Genomic DNA, 14,947 nt, shown 5'->3' with positions numbered 1-14,947 from the left:
CCCGTGCCGCGGTTTAAAACCGTGGCACGGGTTTATCGTTAATCATTCTGCGCCTGGTCAAGCGCACTACGCAGGTCTTTAATATCGTCTATAAGCCATTTCCCGTCCTGTTTGGTGATCCTGTACTTCAATCTTCCTGCAGAAGGCAGTCCAACCGTAATAGAGCCCTTATCTTCGGCAACGCTCACATATTCCACCGTTGATCTTTCGATACCCGTAAGGTCTTCTTCATACTCTTTCGCGAGCATTACCAGGTCAAAATCGAGTCCCTGAACCGGCGCTTCGCTTTGCGGGCTCTTACGCAGGTTCTCGTTACATTTTCTGAAATACGCGCGCCAGTTGGTAATGTAGGTATCGCTTACAAAACCGCTCTGCTTCAATGCCTCCAGGTATTGTTCCGTTCCGGCATCATTCACAACATAATAGTTTGAAGAATCAGGATGGGAGGAATGTTTCACCATATCGATCTTTTTAAGCTGCTGCACATTGGAGCGGTACCATTGCAGAAAATGGAGGATCGTGCCCGCCGGTTGTTTTTTAAATCCTTCGTCTGTGGGTTGTGGTGCATTTGCTGCATATTGATTGCTGATGGGCGGTATCTTGGTTTTATCGGCCGATGAGCAGGCTGCCAATAATGACCATACGCAAATACTGAGGTGTGTGTGGAGTTTCATATGGTAGGGGGTTTTAGGAATTGTCGTATGTGAATATAACGATCTAAAAACGGAGATGCAAACACCCGTTCGTTTTATTTTAGTATGCAGACAGGCCTATTTTCCTGATTAAAATCATAAATTGCTCTGTTCAAGCAGCTTAGGGGACAATATTTTTGACCAGCTCTTGCAATATCCCTACATTAGCTGCTTTGAGCCTCTTCCTTTTAATCCCGCTAAAGGTTCTGCAAACAGGTCCACTCCCATTTTTTAACCCATAAACGATTGATTTATGAGAAACATCTTTCTAGGAACGCTCATCCTGATGCTGGCTGCTGCCTGCCAGAACGAAGCAGAAAAAAGTACTCAGTCTGTAGTCGCCGGTGAATCCACCAAAACACCCCCGCCCGTAGAATTTGCCGATCAGAAATATATTGACATCGGGAAAAAAGCCTGGGATCAGTTTGCCCGTGGAGATATCGAGGGCTGGGCCAGTAATTTTACAGATAATGCCGTATACCGCTGGTCTTCGGGCGACAGCCTTGCCGGAAAAGCCGCCATCATAAAATATTGGAAAGAGCGCAGGATGAATGTCATTGATTCGCTTCGCTTCAGTAATGATATCTGGCTGCCCGTGACCGTTAATGAACCACAGGGCCCGGAAAAGAAAGGCACCTGGCTCTTATATTGGCAAAAGGTGAATGCAACCTATAAAAATAAGGCGAGTCTTACATTCTGGGTGCATACCGATCTGCACTTTACAAACGAGAACCAGATAGATGAGCTGATACAATATATCGACCGCGCGCCGATCAATGCTGCTCTTGGGAAGAAGTAACTATACGATTTTCGATTCGGGATTTTGAGATTTTGTGATTTTGCGATTTTGAGATTTTGCGGTTTATCAGACGTCAAATCAAATGAGATCTCGAAATCTCGAAATCTCAAAATCAGAAATCAGAAATCAGAAATCAGAAATTGCCCTGGTCATGAACCAGCGGCCAAAGCCTTTGTATAATACTGGTTCGCCCTGCGCACCGGAGAGCGTCGTTATGATCTCCCATTCTCCTTCAAACCGGCCATCGATGAATTTTCCTGAATAACAAACTTTCTGGGAAGGTAATTTAGGCAGAAAACGCGGTCCGCCTTTTTCGTGTTGCCAGTAGTGGGGATACTGTTTTATAAAACTGATGGAATTGTCATGCACTGATCCTTCAATGGTGGCGGGTTGCTGAAAATGAGCAGCCGCTTCGGCGTCGGTACACGCTCCTTTTAGCAAACCATTAACAACTGTCAGCTCCATTTCAAAAGAAACCGTTTTGCCTCTTACAGGTTCATCATATTCCTCACCATACGTATACGCACCCACCCATTTGCCACTGATATGCTGGTCGTTCATAGAACTCAAATTAAATTAATTTGACAGACGATAAAAATAACCATAAACATCCTTTATAAAAAGATAAAATCCAACCGGTTGATGCAACAGCTTCCTGATCCTGGTCCTCCGGTGCCATTTGTTATTGAAACGTTATACTTAATATTTCAGATTAACCTTTGCGTACTATTTGACGTCTTATAGATGAAACTTTAAAAATTAGTAAGATGAAAACGGTATCATTAATAGCAATCTTTGCATTGGGATTAACCCTCCATGCATCGGCCCAAAAGGTGATACGACCAGTGCCCCGGTTTTATCCTCGATCCCATGTCGCTGTTGGTATTGGATTAGGCGGCTGGGGACCCTATGCTCCTTTCTACTATAGTCCATGGTATGCTTATCCTCCGGGATATTATTATCATTCGCGGCCTAGTAAACTGGACCTTGAGATCCAGGATATTCAAACCGATTATAAAGACAGGATCTGGTCGGTACGTCATGATGAAAGCCTTACGCGGAAGGAAAGAAGAAAACAGGTGCATGCACTGAAGATCGAACGTGACAGGGAGATATTGCAGGCAAAGAAAGATTATTACAATAGTCGCAGACGGTAATAGTGGATGTTACTGGTAGTTGTATAACTTTTCTACAAAAGATTGCGAAGTACGAGATAGGAAGCAGGAAGTAAGAAACTCGCAAATTTCTTACTTCCTGCTTCTTTTTTAACCACAATTTATTGAAGAAGTATTTGTGGCAGAATCAAGAACACACAATATTCAATAAAACAAAGTGACAGTACTAAATAGCAGGGTCTGGTAAAATTTTAGGTTCCATAATGCTACGCGTATCTACAGGCGTTATATTCAACCGGCCGCACCACTGCGTAAAACTATCGTAAATACCTTTTAAAACGTCTTTCTGCGCCGGCGTCAGTTCCTGCACGTAGGCCCGGCTGATGGTACGAACCGGTAAACCGCGCAATTGCAGGAAATATTTGGCGCTCATCGGGTAAGCCTGGTGAATGAGCGGATCAACCCGCGTAAGCTCCGACTGCAGCCATTCTACCTCTGCCTGTTTAGCCGGATCATTGGCGTTATTACACATCCATACCAGTATCTCGGGATAAAAATTACCGCTGATAGATGACATACCGCGGGCGCCCATTTGTAAACTATGCATGGCATTAGGCGTATGCGCATCGAAAAAGTCGAAACCCGGCACATTCGCTATCTGCAATTTTTCTTTTACTTTTTCCAGATCGATGCTCGTGTCTTTGTGATATTTCAATCTGCCGGTCGCCAGCAGTGTTTTAAACACATCGGCAGATAAAATACGCTTATAGGGCGCCGGGCACTCATAGGTACCCATCGGAATATTGGGCGTTAATGAGAACATCTTTTCGAAACGTTTCAACAGCACATCGTCCCCATCATCCACATTGGCATAATGCCCGGTGATGAGCACCACGGCATCGATGCCAGTATCATAGATCTTTTTACTGAATTCGGCTTTATCTTCAATGGTCAGTCCAAAAGACCCGGTAGCCACCACCGGCACCCGGCCATTTACATAACGCACAATGTGGGCTGTTAATTCAAGCCGCTCATCTTCGCTGATGCTGTACATTTCACTGCTCAGGCAATTGGCAAAAAAACCACTTACACCGGCTGCCAGGTAAAAATCGATCAATCGTTCCACCATATCGAAATCGATCTTTGCCTTCAGGTTGAACGGTGTGATCATTACCGGAACAAATCTTTTTTCCATCCGATTTATTTTGATTGTTGTAGTTAAAAATGTCAGGCCTTTTCGCCCTTTAAAATTAAAAAGGAAATATTGTTTTACAGACAATTATCGCATAAAATCTATTATTTAATACGATGTTGGTAGTCTCTTGAAAATGAGGATTTAATCTGCTCTGATCGGCGGGTCAGCTGCTTTTTCGCAAACCGGCCAGGAACTTGCCTGTTAAAAAGATGGTGAGGGTTCCAATGACGATGGTCATGTTTGCATGCAGGTTGGTGCGCAGCCAGGCATAGTTATCGGGCAATTGCCGCGAAAAAGTGATCCAGATGATCACCAGCACCCCGATAATGACCGCAATGGCCGCTTCCACATTTTTAGCTTTCCGCGCCAGCAATCCCAATAAGAATAGCCCCAGGATGCCGCCGGAAAATATGCCTGCCAGTTTCCACCAGGCATCCAGCAAACTTTTTACCCCTATCATGCCAATGCCAAAACTGATGGCCAGGATGCCCATGACCCCTGTAGCAATATAGAGCACCCTCATTTGCGCTTTTGCCGAAGCATCTTTGTTAAAATACCGCAGGTATATATCTTTCAAAAAGACCGTAGCGGAACTGTTCATGCCACTGCTCATGGTGCTCATGGCGGCAGATAAAATGGCGGCAATGATCAGTCCCAGCAAACCGCGCGGCACTTCATGGCGCATGAAAAAAGGCAGTACCCGGTCGCCATAATCAGCAGGCGTCAGGCTGGCCAGCGGAATGTTCTTCTCTGCCGACACCTGTTGCTGTAAGGGCATAATGAGATCGGGATGCTGTTGATAATAAGCATATAAGGCAGTGCCGATAAAAAAGAACAACATGCTCACCGGTACATAGAACCAAACACACATCCAAATGCTGCGGCTGGCATCGCGGGTATTACGGGCAGTGTGGTAGCGTTGAATGTAATTCTGATCGATCCCGAAATTATTCAGGTTTATAAAAAAGCCGTAGAGAAAGATCACCCAGAATGTTGACATCGAAAATTCAGATACTTTAAAACTGCCCAGGCTGAATTTATCGTGGGCCCTGCCGGTTTCAATGATATAGTTAAACCCACCGTCGAGCTGCGAAACGATCAGGTACAGGATCAATAAAGCGCCCACGGTTTTGATCACAGCCTGTACGACTTCCGTCCAGATCACCGCCTTCATGCCACCCATCATGGTATAAACAACGATACAAATGCCGGTGGTGATCATGATGGCCGGCATTGAAAATCCGGTAAGGGCTTTCAGGGTAAGGGCAATGGAATAGAAAATGGTTCCCATGCGGGCCAACTGGATCAATACAAAACAGATCATGGCATAGGTGCGTGCCCAGGCGCCGAAGCGTTCTTCCAGGTGGGTATAGGCGCTGATGGCTTCGCTGTTGCGGTAAAAGGGAACAAAAAAACGGGAAGCAATAAAGGCGGCAAACGGCATAGAGAGACTGAATACAAAAGAATTCCAGTTGGCGCCGAAAGATTTGCCCGGATCGCCTAAAAAAGTGATGGCGCTTAGAAAAGTAGCGTAGAACGACATACCCAGGGCCCAGCCCGGAATGGCGCCGGAAGCTACGGTATATTGTTCGGATCCTTTATTTCTGCCGCTTAAAAAGATACCTACGGCGATCATGGCCGCAAAGTAGATGAGAATAATTGTTAAATCTACAGTTGGTAAATGATTCATAATACAAGCAATCTATCCCTTCAGGTAAATGTATAAATAAATCAGCAATAACCAAGTTTGCAGTTCGCAGTTGGCAGTTGGCGGTTCGCAGTTCGTAGTTCACAGTTCGCAGTTTGCAGTTGGCAATTCGTAGTTCACAGTTCACTGTTCACAGTTCAAAGTTCACAGCTCGCAGTTGGCGAAATGGAATACTAATAGAACAAATGTAAAACGGACAGTTACAGATGCATATACTGTCCGGGCGGTTGCATGCGGAACGAAAACCAGCAATCTTAAAATGCCATTAAAAGCTGGTGAATATGTTGAGAATGGTCCATGGGTAACCGGAAACCAGCAATTGGCGACTGGTAACTGGCAACTGATGCAACTGGTAACTGGCAACGGGTGACTGGTAACCGGTAACCGGTAACTGGTAACCGGTAACCGGCAACCGGCAACCGGCAACTGGTAACCGGTAACCGGCAACTGGTAACCGGCAACTGGTAACTGGTAACCGGTAACTGGTAACCGGCAACTGGTAACCGGTAACCATCCCAACAATCTGCTTTTTTGTCTATTATTTCCGGGCTTTCGCAGATTATAACGTTTCCCATGAATGTCCGGCAAATACATTTGATTCGACCTTCACATTATGCTATTCAAACCATCACGTTATATGACAAACAAGCCCTTTATCAAATTCCGTATTATGAAATGTATTATGCTATGCACCATCTTGTTGTTTACCCTGTTAGTCCATGCACAGAAATTTCATTTTGGTGCCAAGCTCGATGCCAGTTATAGCGCCCTGGACGGTAAGGGCGTGCAGAACAAATATTCGCCCGGTTTCCAGGCCGGTGGATTTTTCGAATATAATATTACTAAACACTGGGCCATTCAACCGGAACTGTTATATACCTGGTCGCAATACAAAAAGAGCAGCGATTTCATGACCTATTACAATAACTATGGCAGGAGCTCGGCGAATGAAAAAATTAAACTGGCTTACATTAGTATACCGCTGCTGGTTCGATTCAATCTGAATAAATTGATCAGTGTAATGGCCGGCCCGCAATACAGCCATCTTGTGTTCGATGACGAGAACCTGTTAAAGAGTGGCCGGCAGGCTTTCAAGAATGCAGCATGGAGCGCTAACCTGGGCGCCCAGGTGAATTTGAGCAGTGTAGGATTTTATGCACGCTATAATAGAGGATTATCTGACATCAACAATATAGATAACCGTTATGAATGGAAATCAGATCAAATCCAGGTAGGAGTAGCGGTGAGGATAATGTGATAATGGTGATAATGTGATAATGTGATAATGTGATAATGTGCTAATTAGCTAATTGGCTTTAATTAGCACATCAGCACATCAGCTAATTAGCTAATCGGTTAAATTAGTTGCCAGGCAAAGGCGGGTCGTCCTGAGCAAAAGACGCCCACCCTTTGCACTGGCGATGGGTACGAATCACAATAGGATAAGATAATGTGATAATTTGCTTATGTGCTAATTTGCTAATTGCCTTTAATGCACAATGTCCTTTATAATTTAAGTAATACGATATGCGATCACTAACGTTCGCATCAGCGAATTACTTAATGCAAAATGTTCTTCATAGTTCAAGAAGTGATTATGCGATTTACATCGTTTCCCATCAGCACATCAGCTCATCAGCACATTAGCACATTAGCTAATTAGCCAATTGACCATTGGTGAGTACAACATCACTGAAATAACCGGAGCAGATCCCTTTAACAGTGATCTTATCACCGGGTTTTACAGATAAATTATGTTCTTTATTAAATCTGCAAGAAACGGTGCAGGTCGGATCGCCGGTATATAGAACAACGGTGCTGCCTGCATATCGGCTGTTCTTAATGTTTAGTACCCGCCCGCTCACCTGCAACACTTTATTCAAATAGGCCTGGTTAGCCTGAAGCTGATCGGAAGTGAATTGAGCATATAATTCAGTAGCAGTAATTGGAATGCCGGTTTCAGCAGCCAGGTTCCTGGGTTTATTATAGAAGTAAATTAACAGGCCGGCCAGAAATGCTACAAGGCCGCATCCCAGGGTGAATACGATGTTCCTCATAAGGCGAATATTACGGTTACAAATAGGCCCTACGATTGTAAAGTAAAGGGGAATATATAGGAATACTGGTAAAAGCGGTTACTTATGGCCGTTCAACAACAACCATACTGTAAGGATAAGGTAACATCATGAATTCAGACTTATCAAAGGTGAAAGCACCTTTCAGGTGCGTATTGGAAGTGATAGGAAAAATTCAAAAATAATGCCTGAAAAATCCATCCATTTATTCATGAATAGCTATAGCAGTTATAATCAGCCAGTAAAATATTATAAGTGGGGATAACTGGGCCTGGTGATAAAAAATAACTACAAACCTGTAAGCCGGATTCTGTATCCCGGTCATAAACCGGGAGGCTATCATTTATCTTGTCCAGCCATTACTGACTGGATCATTCTGCCTACCCACCCAACGTTCCTGCCCGGTGAACCGGGAAGGATCGGACGAGCCGCCCTTCAACGCTGGTATACATGGCATTTCAGCATGCAAGGTTTACCCGCCCTGCCGGTCACCCGGTCAGAGCCGTGGGCTCTTACCCCACATTTTCACCATCACCCTCCCGAACTTAATCGGGACTAATCCGGCCGGTGGCCGGAATGCAGGCTGTAATTTTCTGTGGCACTGTCTGTTCCCATGCTCCCGGTTGGCCGGAAGAACAGGACCCGGCTATTCACCGGTACATTGCCCTATGCTGTCCAGACTTTCCTCCCCGAAGATCGAGGCGATAGCCCGGTTTGTAGTTATTGCAAAGTTATGAAATAGTTATCAGGACTTGGCAGGCGGCGGGTGGGTCAATGGTGAATGGTCAATAGTAGAAAAAAAGCCGCTCTTAAAGTTATGCATGTTGCAGTTGGGCTTTATGGTCAATGGTCAATGGTCAATAGTAGAGAAAAGCCGCTCTTAAAGTTATGCCTGTTGCAGCTGGGCTTTATGGTCAATGGTGAATAGTCAATGGTCAATGGGCAATGGTCAACTGCCACCCGGCAACCGGCAACTGGCAACCGGCAACTGGTAACCGGCAACTGGTAACCGGCAACTGGTAACCGGAAACTGGTAACCGGCGACTGGTAACCGGTAACCGGTAACTGGTAACCGGAAACTGGTAACCGGCAACCGCCCTGTAACTTGCAACCTGAAACCTGGAACTCCATAATACTGCAACCGGTAACTGGTAACTGACACCCGGCGACTGGTAACCGGTAACTGGTAACTGGTAACCGGCAACCGGCAACTGGTAACCGGCAACTGGTAACCGGTAACCGATAACCGGCGACTGGCGACTGGTAACTGGCACTCGGAAACTGGTAACCGGTAACCGGAAACTGGTAACCGGAAACCGCCCTGTAACTTGCAACCTGAAACCTGGAACTCCATAACACTGCAACCGGTAACTGGTAACTGACACCCGGCGACTGGTAACCGGTAACCGGAAACTGGTAACCGGCGACTGGTAACCGGTAACCGGCAACCGGCAACGCTGTATTAATATTGAAAATAGATCTCCGTAGCCCCATACCCATAGGCGGGATGATAGCGATTGGCAAAGCTCTTGACCTCTTTACGCAAGCGCAGCACTTCATGTATTTCGTCACGAAGTTTACCACTGCCCACGCCATGGATCACGATCAGCCAGGGCTGGTGGTGCGCTATCGCCAGATCGAAATACTTTTCAAAGGTTTTCAACTGTAATGATAATATTTCCAGGTTGCTCATCGACTCCCAGGCAGGTGTAAGCTTTTCAATATGCAGGTCAAGCTCCTGTTTCGCGGGCTCCAGGTGTTGCCGCACTTTGGAAGCATCATAGATCTTAAAACCGGCTTTCGACAGACCCGAAAGGTCAAGTCCTGCTGGTTTATCCTCATACGGCCGCGGTGGGTACTCTTCGAACAGCTTATAGGAAAAAGTAGCTTCTCCTTTTTGCCGCACCTCTTCGATGCGATTGAACACCTGCTTTGGCTTCAACTTAACGGAAGCCTCAAAATATTCAGCCTTGTTCTTATCAGGCGTAGCCAGGGAAAATTCGAACCAAAACACCGGACTGTCATTCAAATTCTCAAACGGCACATCATGCAGGTAGAAATCTTCAAATGCATGGATCTGGTTCACCAACTCAAAATCAGTATTGCCAAAATAGGTGAGTTTATACGTGAATTTATAGCCCTGTTCAGTCCGGTTAACCAGGTGAACTTTTAGCTCGGTCACAATATCGTCGCCAAATTCATCATTTACGGTCACGGGAATGAAGGTGATCCAGACACCATCCACCACCCGCTGGGTGATCTTTTTCTTTTCCCGCGGCACATCGTCAACGAACTTTTTCTCTTTTTTGGGCGGGAAAAGCTTTTTCTCCGTAAACCGCTTAAAGTATGGAAAATCCAACTGATCAACGTAGGCGGGAAATTTCACACCCCGCACGTCTATCATAACCATTTTATTATTAATAATATCAATCACCTCCCCTTCTTCATTGGTCTGAATGACCACAACCTTATCGCCGACCTCAAATTTCATGGATAATTATTTGATTGCTAAATCACAGCATATTGCTGTTTTAATTTTTATCAGCTGCAAAGGTACGGTTGGAAAAGGAAGCCATAAGCACCGATCACACACCTTTTTTGATCATTTGACCCCAACCTGCTCAGTTTTCTCATTCCTACCTGAACAGCCTTGCCCCACCCTGGCCGGTTTTTCCAATAACCGCATGGAACGCCACATGCTTAGACAGATAGGGCATAAAAGAGCCATTACCGTTACCCTTTCCTCGCTTCAACGGCCTTTACTCCGGCCTGGGTCAGTTTTCTCACATCCCTGCCTGGCTGGCCCTTTCCGGGCCCTGCCTTATCGATATTCCGACTTTGCGGGGCTCTGCTTGCTATCGCTTCATTAGTCTCGTACTATACCCAGTACTACATCTGGATCGGGTTTGTTCCGGACCAGCTGCAGGGATTTCCCGTAGATATTCCGTAGATGTCTCGTATATCTCCCGTATATAAGCCGTTCCTTTAAAGGGACGAGACATCCTCGTGACATGTATGAGAGTCCTGCCTGATATCGGTGAAAAATTATCGGATCTGACCCGCCACTGGGGTGATACTGGTGTATTCCTGCGGTAGTCCAGGTAGCACTTGGGTAGCTTTAAGTTGCCGTTCGGTAGTCCTCGGGTAACTGACAGCCCTCAGGTAGCCGCGCGGTAGCGGTGGGTAAATCTGCGTTAGCCCGGTAGCGTTGGGTAGTTCTGGGATTGCAGTTCAATAGTGCTTAGATGGGCCGTGGAATAGCCCTGGGAAAACTGTGCGGTAGCAAGTGCGTAACTGTTCGGTAGGCCGTAGCCCTGCGGTAGCCCTCAGGTAGCCGCGCGGTAGCATTGGGTAAATCTGCGGTAAGCCGGTAGCGTTGGGTAGTTCTGGGATAGCAGTTCGATAGTGCTTAGGTGGGCCGTGAAATAGCCCTGGGAAAACTGTGCGGTAACCATGTGGCTAACTGTTCGATAGGCCGTAGCCCTGTGGTAGCTATTGAGGTAGCCCTGCTGTTATCTGGAGGCGGATAAAACCTGAAGGATTGTATAATTGGATGGGTAAAGGGGTGAGAAACCAGCTTACAGTTCAAAGTTCACGGCATAAAGTTGTGAAAACCACAAACAATAAACTACAAACAAAAAACCATAAACCACAAACCGTAAACCATAAACTACAAACCATACTTGTCTAATTCCCGGGCCATATTTGTTCTGGCCTTCGCCTCATACAATTCCTGGAAAATGGCGGTTTGAAAAATATGTTCGGCTGCTAAACATGATTGCAGGAATTGCTTGCGGCCGGGATAATACAAGTTATCTGGATATATGCGGTATTCCCGGCGCACCTGGCGGGCATAGGCTTCATACTGATCCAAATCAGCGGCGAGGATCGACATATCGAAATCCAGGAAGAATTGCAGGTCCCTGGGATGGGTAACCGAAACAGTAAGCGCATGTGTTTTGGTAGCTTCGATATATATTTTAACCTGCTCCATTTTATCAGCAGGAAACTTCAGCGCTTCTAACCGCTTCACCGCCACGCCTGCACTGCGCAATTCATTGTCTTTTCGCAGTACGTTGTAAATGATATCATGGTAAAAAATGGCAAATTCCACCACATCGCGGTCATTCAACTGAGCCGCATAGATTTCACAAAATTCCAATAAAGCCTGTATGTGCTGCAGGTTATGGTAGTGCCGCCGGGAGCTTGTGTATTTTTTGACTATTTCCTGGAAAAAGCGGTCAGCCAGATCGCGACCGCCAGCGTACTTAGCGGTCAATTGATCCCATCCAGCGCGTACCTTATTTGGTACGGGCGAGTTTGCTTTTTCTATAACCATAAAAAATATAAATAACCAGTCCCAATAAGAGCCAGCCGAGGAACCAGGCCCAATTGCTTTTTGTCATTCCCGTTAACAGGTACAAACATGTCGTAACGCCCATTAAAGGGATCAAGGAATACTTTTTAACAAGGGCCAGCAAGCTTAAAATGATACAGGCGATCCAGAAAACGATCGCTGAAATTTTGGGTGTGGCCAGATCCATAAAACTGACCGTATTGGCTGAATAGCCAGGATCAGCGGAGAAATCAAAATTGAACATATCTGTAAAATATCCCGGCGCCCATACCGTCAAAACGGTCAATGAAGCCAGTATCAACAAGGGAAAGATAAACTGGGCATTGATGTAAGGCATATTAAACCGTCCGGGTACTTTTTCTTTACGGGGGATCAACAACACACCGCCACAAACAAGTACAAACGCAAATAAGGTGGCAATGCTGGTAAAGTCGAGCACAAATGATTTATCGGTAAATAATATAGGCAATCCTACCACCATACCGGTAAGAATGGTAGAAAATGAAGGGGTATTGTATTTTTTATGAATGCGCTGGAATACGGGCGGTAATAATCCATCGCGGCTCATGCTCATCCAGATGCGGGGTTGGCCCATTTGAAAGACCAGTAAGACACTGGTCATGGCTATTACGGCACAAACGGAAACCAGTAATTGCATCCAGCCTACATTTTTCACTTCAAAGATCTTGGCAAGCGGATCGCCTACATTTTCAAATTGCTTGTAATGTACCACACCGGTCAGTACCAGGGCCAGCAGAATGTACACTATGGTGCAGATCACCAGGGAATAGGTCATACCCCGGGGCAGGTCGCGCTGCGGATTTTTACTTTCCTCGGCAAGTACGCTTACCGCATCGAAACCAATATAAGCAAAGAATACACCCGACACGGCCGCCATTACACCGCCAAAACCATTCGGCATGAATGATTTTGTACCGGCTTCGTTAACCGGTACCCAGTTGGCCGGATCGATATAATAAGCGCCCACAATGATCACCAACGCTACCACGGCCAGTTTCAGCACCACCATGGCATTGCTGAAATTGCGCGATTCTTTTATACCTATATATACGAGGGTGGTAATGAGAATATTGATGATGAGCGCCGGCAGGTCGAAGATGATCTTCAGGGAACCCAGGACCGGACTGTTATTCCACGCATTTAATAGTTCTGCATTGGCCTGGTTCTTCACAAATTCAAGCTGATCGGCTGGCGCCTGCGCCGCATAATTGAGAAATGTTTTTTTCGCTTCCTGGTAACTGCAGCTCAGGTAATCGGGTATATGTACATTTATTTTGTGCAGAAAAGAGGTAAAATAATCGCTCCAGGAAAAAGCTACATAAATGTTCCCGATGGAATACTCCATGATCAATGCCCAACCGATGATCCACGCAAACAATTCGCCGAAGGAAGCATATGCATATGTGTAAGCGCTACCCGCTACAGGGATGCGGCTGGCAAATTCTGAATAACAAAAAGCTGTAAACGCACAGGCAATCCCGCACATGATGAACAATACTACCACGCCGGGACCACCTTTAAAACAGGCATCGCCTAAACTGCTGAAGCTGCCTGCGCCAATGATGGCTGCAATGCCAAAAAAGGTAAGATCACGTACATTCAACACCCGCTTTAGCCCGGTTCCATGTCCCTCATCACTTCCTTCTTTTAAGATCGATTCTATCTTTTTAGTGCGAAACAGAGAATTTGGCATGCTGACGGGGTTTTTAAGCGGGGAAAATTATGCAAATTCTCTAAAAATACCATCGGGGATCTTTGATTTCTGATTTTGCGATTTCTGATTTCGGGATTTCTGATTTCGGGATTTCTGATTTCGGGATTTCTGATTTCGGGATTTCTGATTTCGGGATTTTGAGATTTTGAGATTTATCGGAACGCTGAACCATTAAATCTCAAAATCAGCAATCTCTAAATCAGAAATTGCCTTCGCGTTAGTGTTCTCTTTGAACGAGGAAATGCGCCAACTGGCGCAATGGCTCTTTGCGGGTAGACACCACCGCTATTTCTTCCAGGTGCTCAAATGCTTCGGCAATATATTTTTCCTTCAGATCAGCGGCCCATTTATTAACCCCACAATCATCAAAAACCGATAATACCCTGGCCACTTTATCGTCAGGGTTTTCCTGCATCAGCCGCTTCAATTCCTTTAACTGCGCCGGGTTTGCCGACTCCATGGCTTTGATCATTAAAAAGGTTTTTTTATTGGCCATAATATCGCCACCGGGTTGCTTACCAAACTTGGCAGGATCGCCATAAGCGTCGAGGTAATCGTCCTGTATCTGAAACGCAATGCCCAGGTTGCGGCCAAAAGCGTAGAGGTGTTCCTGGTTGCTTTGTCCGGCCCCGCCTAAAATAGCGCCCAGGCGCAAGCTGGCGGCAAGCAGAACGGAGGTCTTCAATTCTATCATACGGATATAAGCATCCATTTTCACCTGTTCCTGCTTTTCAAAATCCATATCCAGCTGCTGGCCTTCGCAAACCTCTTTGGCAGTTTGGTTGAATAACCTGATCACTTTATGCAGGTAATCGGTGCTGATCTTGTTCAGATGATCATATGCTACAATAAGCATTACATCCCCTGCAAGCAGGGCGGTTGACTCGCCATATTTAGCATGAACGGTTGGCTGATTCCGGCGCAATGGCGCCTTATCCATAATGTCGTCGTGAATGAGGGTGAAATTGTGGAACAGTTCAATTGCGGTGGCTACCGGCCAGGCGTCTTTGTTGATCTCATCAAATAATTCATTGCCCATTAAACACATTACCGGCCTCACGCGCTTTCCACCAAGGCTCAGGAAATATTCGTCGGCATCATATAAACTGGCGGGTTCGTTGGGAAAATGCCGAACGTTGAAATACTCAGTGAACTGTTTGGATAGATCTTGAAAGCTTTGCATATATTGATAGAATACGGCTTTGATTTAGAGATCTCGGGATTTCGGGATTTTGAGATTTAGAGATTTTGGGATTTCAAAATTATTGAAA

14 protein-coding genes and 1 other RNA gene are annotated in these 14,947 nt (G+C 45.7%); 3 read left to right on the top strand and 12 right to left on the bottom strand.

Features of this window, described 5'->3' with window-relative positions; all coding sequences use genetic code 11:
- Positions 1–38 precede the first annotated feature (38 nt).
- Complete coding sequence (locus JT717_RS27070; protein ID WP_205514430.1) at positions 39–674, bottom strand: hypothetical protein; 636 nt, start codon at positions 672–674, stop codon at positions 39–41.
- A 271-nt stretch (positions 675–945) separates the two neighbouring features.
- Here JT717_RS27070 and JT717_RS27065 point away from each other — a divergent pair, with 271 nt between their 5' ends.
- Entirely contained in the window at positions 946–1,491 is a 546-nt protein-coding gene (locus tag JT717_RS27065) for a nuclear transport factor 2 family protein (RefSeq protein ID WP_205514429.1), read from the top strand.
- A 126-nt stretch (positions 1,492–1,617) separates the two neighbouring features.
- Here the strand turns inward: JT717_RS27065 and JT717_RS27060 are convergent, their stop codons facing one another.
- Entirely contained in the window at positions 1,618–2,052 is a 435-nt protein-coding gene (locus tag JT717_RS27060) for a hypothetical protein (protein ID WP_205514428.1), read from the bottom strand.
- A 206-nt stretch (positions 2,053–2,258) separates the two neighbouring features.
- On the opposite strand from JT717_RS27060, the gene JT717_RS27055 reads away from it, so the two are divergent.
- Positions 2,259–2,648 carry a hypothetical protein gene (locus tag JT717_RS27055; RefSeq protein ID WP_205514427.1) on the top strand — a complete coding sequence of 130 codons (390 nt, stop codon included), beginning with the start codon at positions 2,259–2,261 and terminating at the stop codon, positions 2,646–2,648.
- Positions 2,649–2,832: 184 nt separating this feature from the next.
- Here JT717_RS27055 and JT717_RS27050 read toward each other — a convergent pair whose 3' ends face one another.
- The 3 genes from JT717_RS27050 to JT717_RS27040 all read right to left on the bottom strand — a co-directional run bounded on the left by JT717_RS27050 (position 2,833) and on the right by JT717_RS27040 (position 6,084).
- Positions 2,833–3,801, bottom strand: a complete 969-nt coding sequence (locus JT717_RS27050) for a dihydrodipicolinate synthase family protein (RefSeq protein ID WP_205514425.1) — start codon at positions 3,799–3,801, stop codon at positions 2,833–2,835.
- Positions 3,802–3,964: 163 nt separating this feature from the next.
- Positions 3,965–5,491 carry a sodium:solute symporter family protein gene (locus JT717_RS27045; protein WP_205514423.1) on the bottom strand — a complete coding sequence of 509 codons (1,527 nt, stop codon included), beginning with the start codon at positions 5,489–5,491 and terminating at the stop codon, positions 3,965–3,967.
- Positions 5,492–5,763: 272 nt separating this feature from the next.
- Positions 5,764–6,084, bottom strand: coding sequence for a hypothetical protein (locus JT717_RS27040; RefSeq protein WP_205514421.1), 321 nt, complete (start codon positions 6,082–6,084; stop codon positions 5,764–5,766).
- Positions 6,085–6,179: 95 nt separating this feature from the next.
- On the opposite strand from JT717_RS27040, the gene JT717_RS27035 reads away from it, so the two are divergent.
- Entirely contained in the window at positions 6,180–6,767 is a 588-nt protein-coding gene (locus JT717_RS27035; protein WP_205514419.1) for a porin family protein, read from the top strand.
- Between the two features lie 397 nt (positions 6,768–7,164).
- Here the strand turns inward: JT717_RS27035 and JT717_RS27030 are convergent, their stop codons facing one another.
- The 7 genes from JT717_RS27030 to JT717_RS27000 all read right to left on the bottom strand — a co-directional run bounded on the left by JT717_RS27030 (position 7,165) and on the right by JT717_RS27000 (position 14,859).
- Positions 7,165–7,566 carry an OB-fold protein gene (locus JT717_RS27030; RefSeq protein WP_205514418.1) on the bottom strand — a complete coding sequence of 134 codons (402 nt, stop codon included), beginning with the start codon at positions 7,564–7,566 and terminating at the stop codon, positions 7,165–7,167.
- Between the two features lie 301 nt (positions 7,567–7,867).
- An RNA gene (gene rnpB / locus JT717_RS27025) (RNase P RNA component class A) lies at positions 7,868–8,305 on the bottom strand.
- Positions 8,306–8,427: 122 nt separating this feature from the next.
- Positions 8,428–9,078 carry a hypothetical protein gene (locus JT717_RS27020; protein WP_205514417.1) on the bottom strand — a complete coding sequence of 217 codons (651 nt, stop codon included), beginning with the start codon at positions 9,076–9,078 and terminating at the stop codon, positions 8,428–8,430.
- Positions 9,047–10,075 (bottom strand): Smr/MutS family protein, encoded by a 1,029-nt coding sequence (locus JT717_RS27015; RefSeq protein ID WP_205514416.1) that lies wholly within the window; start codon positions 10,073–10,075, stop codon positions 9,047–9,049. Before JT717_RS27015 ends, JT717_RS27020 begins: the two co-directional genes overlap by 32 nt.
- Before the next feature lie 1,179 nt (positions 10,076–11,254).
- Complete coding sequence (locus tag JT717_RS27010) at positions 11,255–11,923, bottom strand: HD domain-containing protein (protein WP_205514415.1); 669 nt, start codon at positions 11,921–11,923, stop codon at positions 11,255–11,257.
- The gene (locus JT717_RS27005; RefSeq protein WP_205514414.1) at positions 11,886–13,655 is read right to left on the bottom strand and encodes an APC family permease; all 1,770 of its coding nucleotides are present in this window, start codon (positions 13,653–13,655) and stop codon (positions 11,886–11,888) included. The genes JT717_RS27010 and JT717_RS27005 overlap by 38 nt, the downstream gene beginning before the upstream one ends.
- A gap of 238 nt (positions 13,656–13,893) precedes the next feature.
- Positions 13,894–14,859, bottom strand: a complete 966-nt coding sequence (locus tag JT717_RS27000; RefSeq protein ID WP_205514413.1) for a polyprenyl synthetase family protein — start codon at positions 14,857–14,859, stop codon at positions 13,894–13,896.
- Between the last annotated feature and the right edge of the window lie 88 nt (positions 14,860–14,947).

The organism is Longitalea arenae, from assembly GCF_016924755.1.
In the GTDB taxonomy this organism is placed as follows: Bacteria; Bacteroidota; Bacteroidia; order Chitinophagales; family Chitinophagaceae; genus Niastella; species Niastella arenae.
This window is presented reverse-complemented; position numbering and strand designations above follow the sequence as displayed.

Excerpts from the sequence above, each read along its gene's own strand:
- JT717_RS27070 (WP_205514430.1), bottom strand. The coding sequence starts at position 674 with ATGAAACTCCACACACACCTCAGTATTTGCGTATGGTCATTATTGGCA.
- JT717_RS27065 (WP_205514429.1), top strand. The coding sequence starts at position 946 with ATGAGAAACATCTTTCTAGGAACGCTCATCCTGATGCTGGCTGCTGCC.
- JT717_RS27060 (WP_205514428.1), bottom strand. The coding sequence starts at position 2,052 with ATGAACGACCAGCATATCAGTGGCAAATGGGTGGGTGCGTATACGTAT.
- JT717_RS27055 (WP_205514427.1), top strand. The coding sequence starts at position 2,259 with ATGAAAACGGTATCATTAATAGCAATCTTTGCATTGGGATTAACCCTC.
- JT717_RS27050 (WP_205514425.1), bottom strand. The coding sequence starts at position 3,801 with ATGGAAAAAAGATTTGTTCCGGTAATGATCACACCGTTCAACCTGAAG.
- JT717_RS27045 (WP_205514423.1), bottom strand. The coding sequence starts at position 5,491 with ATGAATCATTTACCAACTGTAGATTTAACAATTATTCTCATCTACTTT.
- JT717_RS27040 (WP_205514421.1), bottom strand. The coding sequence starts at position 6,084 with ATGGGAAACGTTATAATCTGCGAAAGCCCGGAAATAATAGACAAAAAA.
- JT717_RS27035 (WP_205514419.1), top strand. The coding sequence starts at position 6,180 with ATGAAATGTATTATGCTATGCACCATCTTGTTGTTTACCCTGTTAGTC.
- JT717_RS27030 (WP_205514418.1), bottom strand. The coding sequence starts at position 7,566 with ATGAGGAACATCGTATTCACCCTGGGATGCGGCCTTGTAGCATTTCTG.
- JT717_RS27020 (WP_205514417.1), bottom strand. The coding sequence starts at position 9,078 with ATGGGGCTACGGAGATCTATTTTCAATATTAATACAGCGTTGCCGGTT.
- JT717_RS27015 (WP_205514416.1), bottom strand. The coding sequence starts at position 10,075 with ATGAAATTTGAGGTCGGCGATAAGGTTGTGGTCATTCAGACCAATGAA.
- JT717_RS27010 (WP_205514415.1), bottom strand. The coding sequence starts at position 11,923 with ATGGTTATAGAAAAAGCAAACTCGCCCGTACCAAATAAGGTACGCGCT.
- JT717_RS27005 (WP_205514414.1), bottom strand. The coding sequence starts at position 13,655 with ATGCCAAATTCTCTGTTTCGCACTAAAAAGATAGAATCGATCTTAAAA.
- JT717_RS27000 (WP_205514413.1), bottom strand. The coding sequence starts at position 14,859 with ATGCAAAGCTTTCAAGATCTATCCAAACAGTTCACTGAGTATTTCAAC.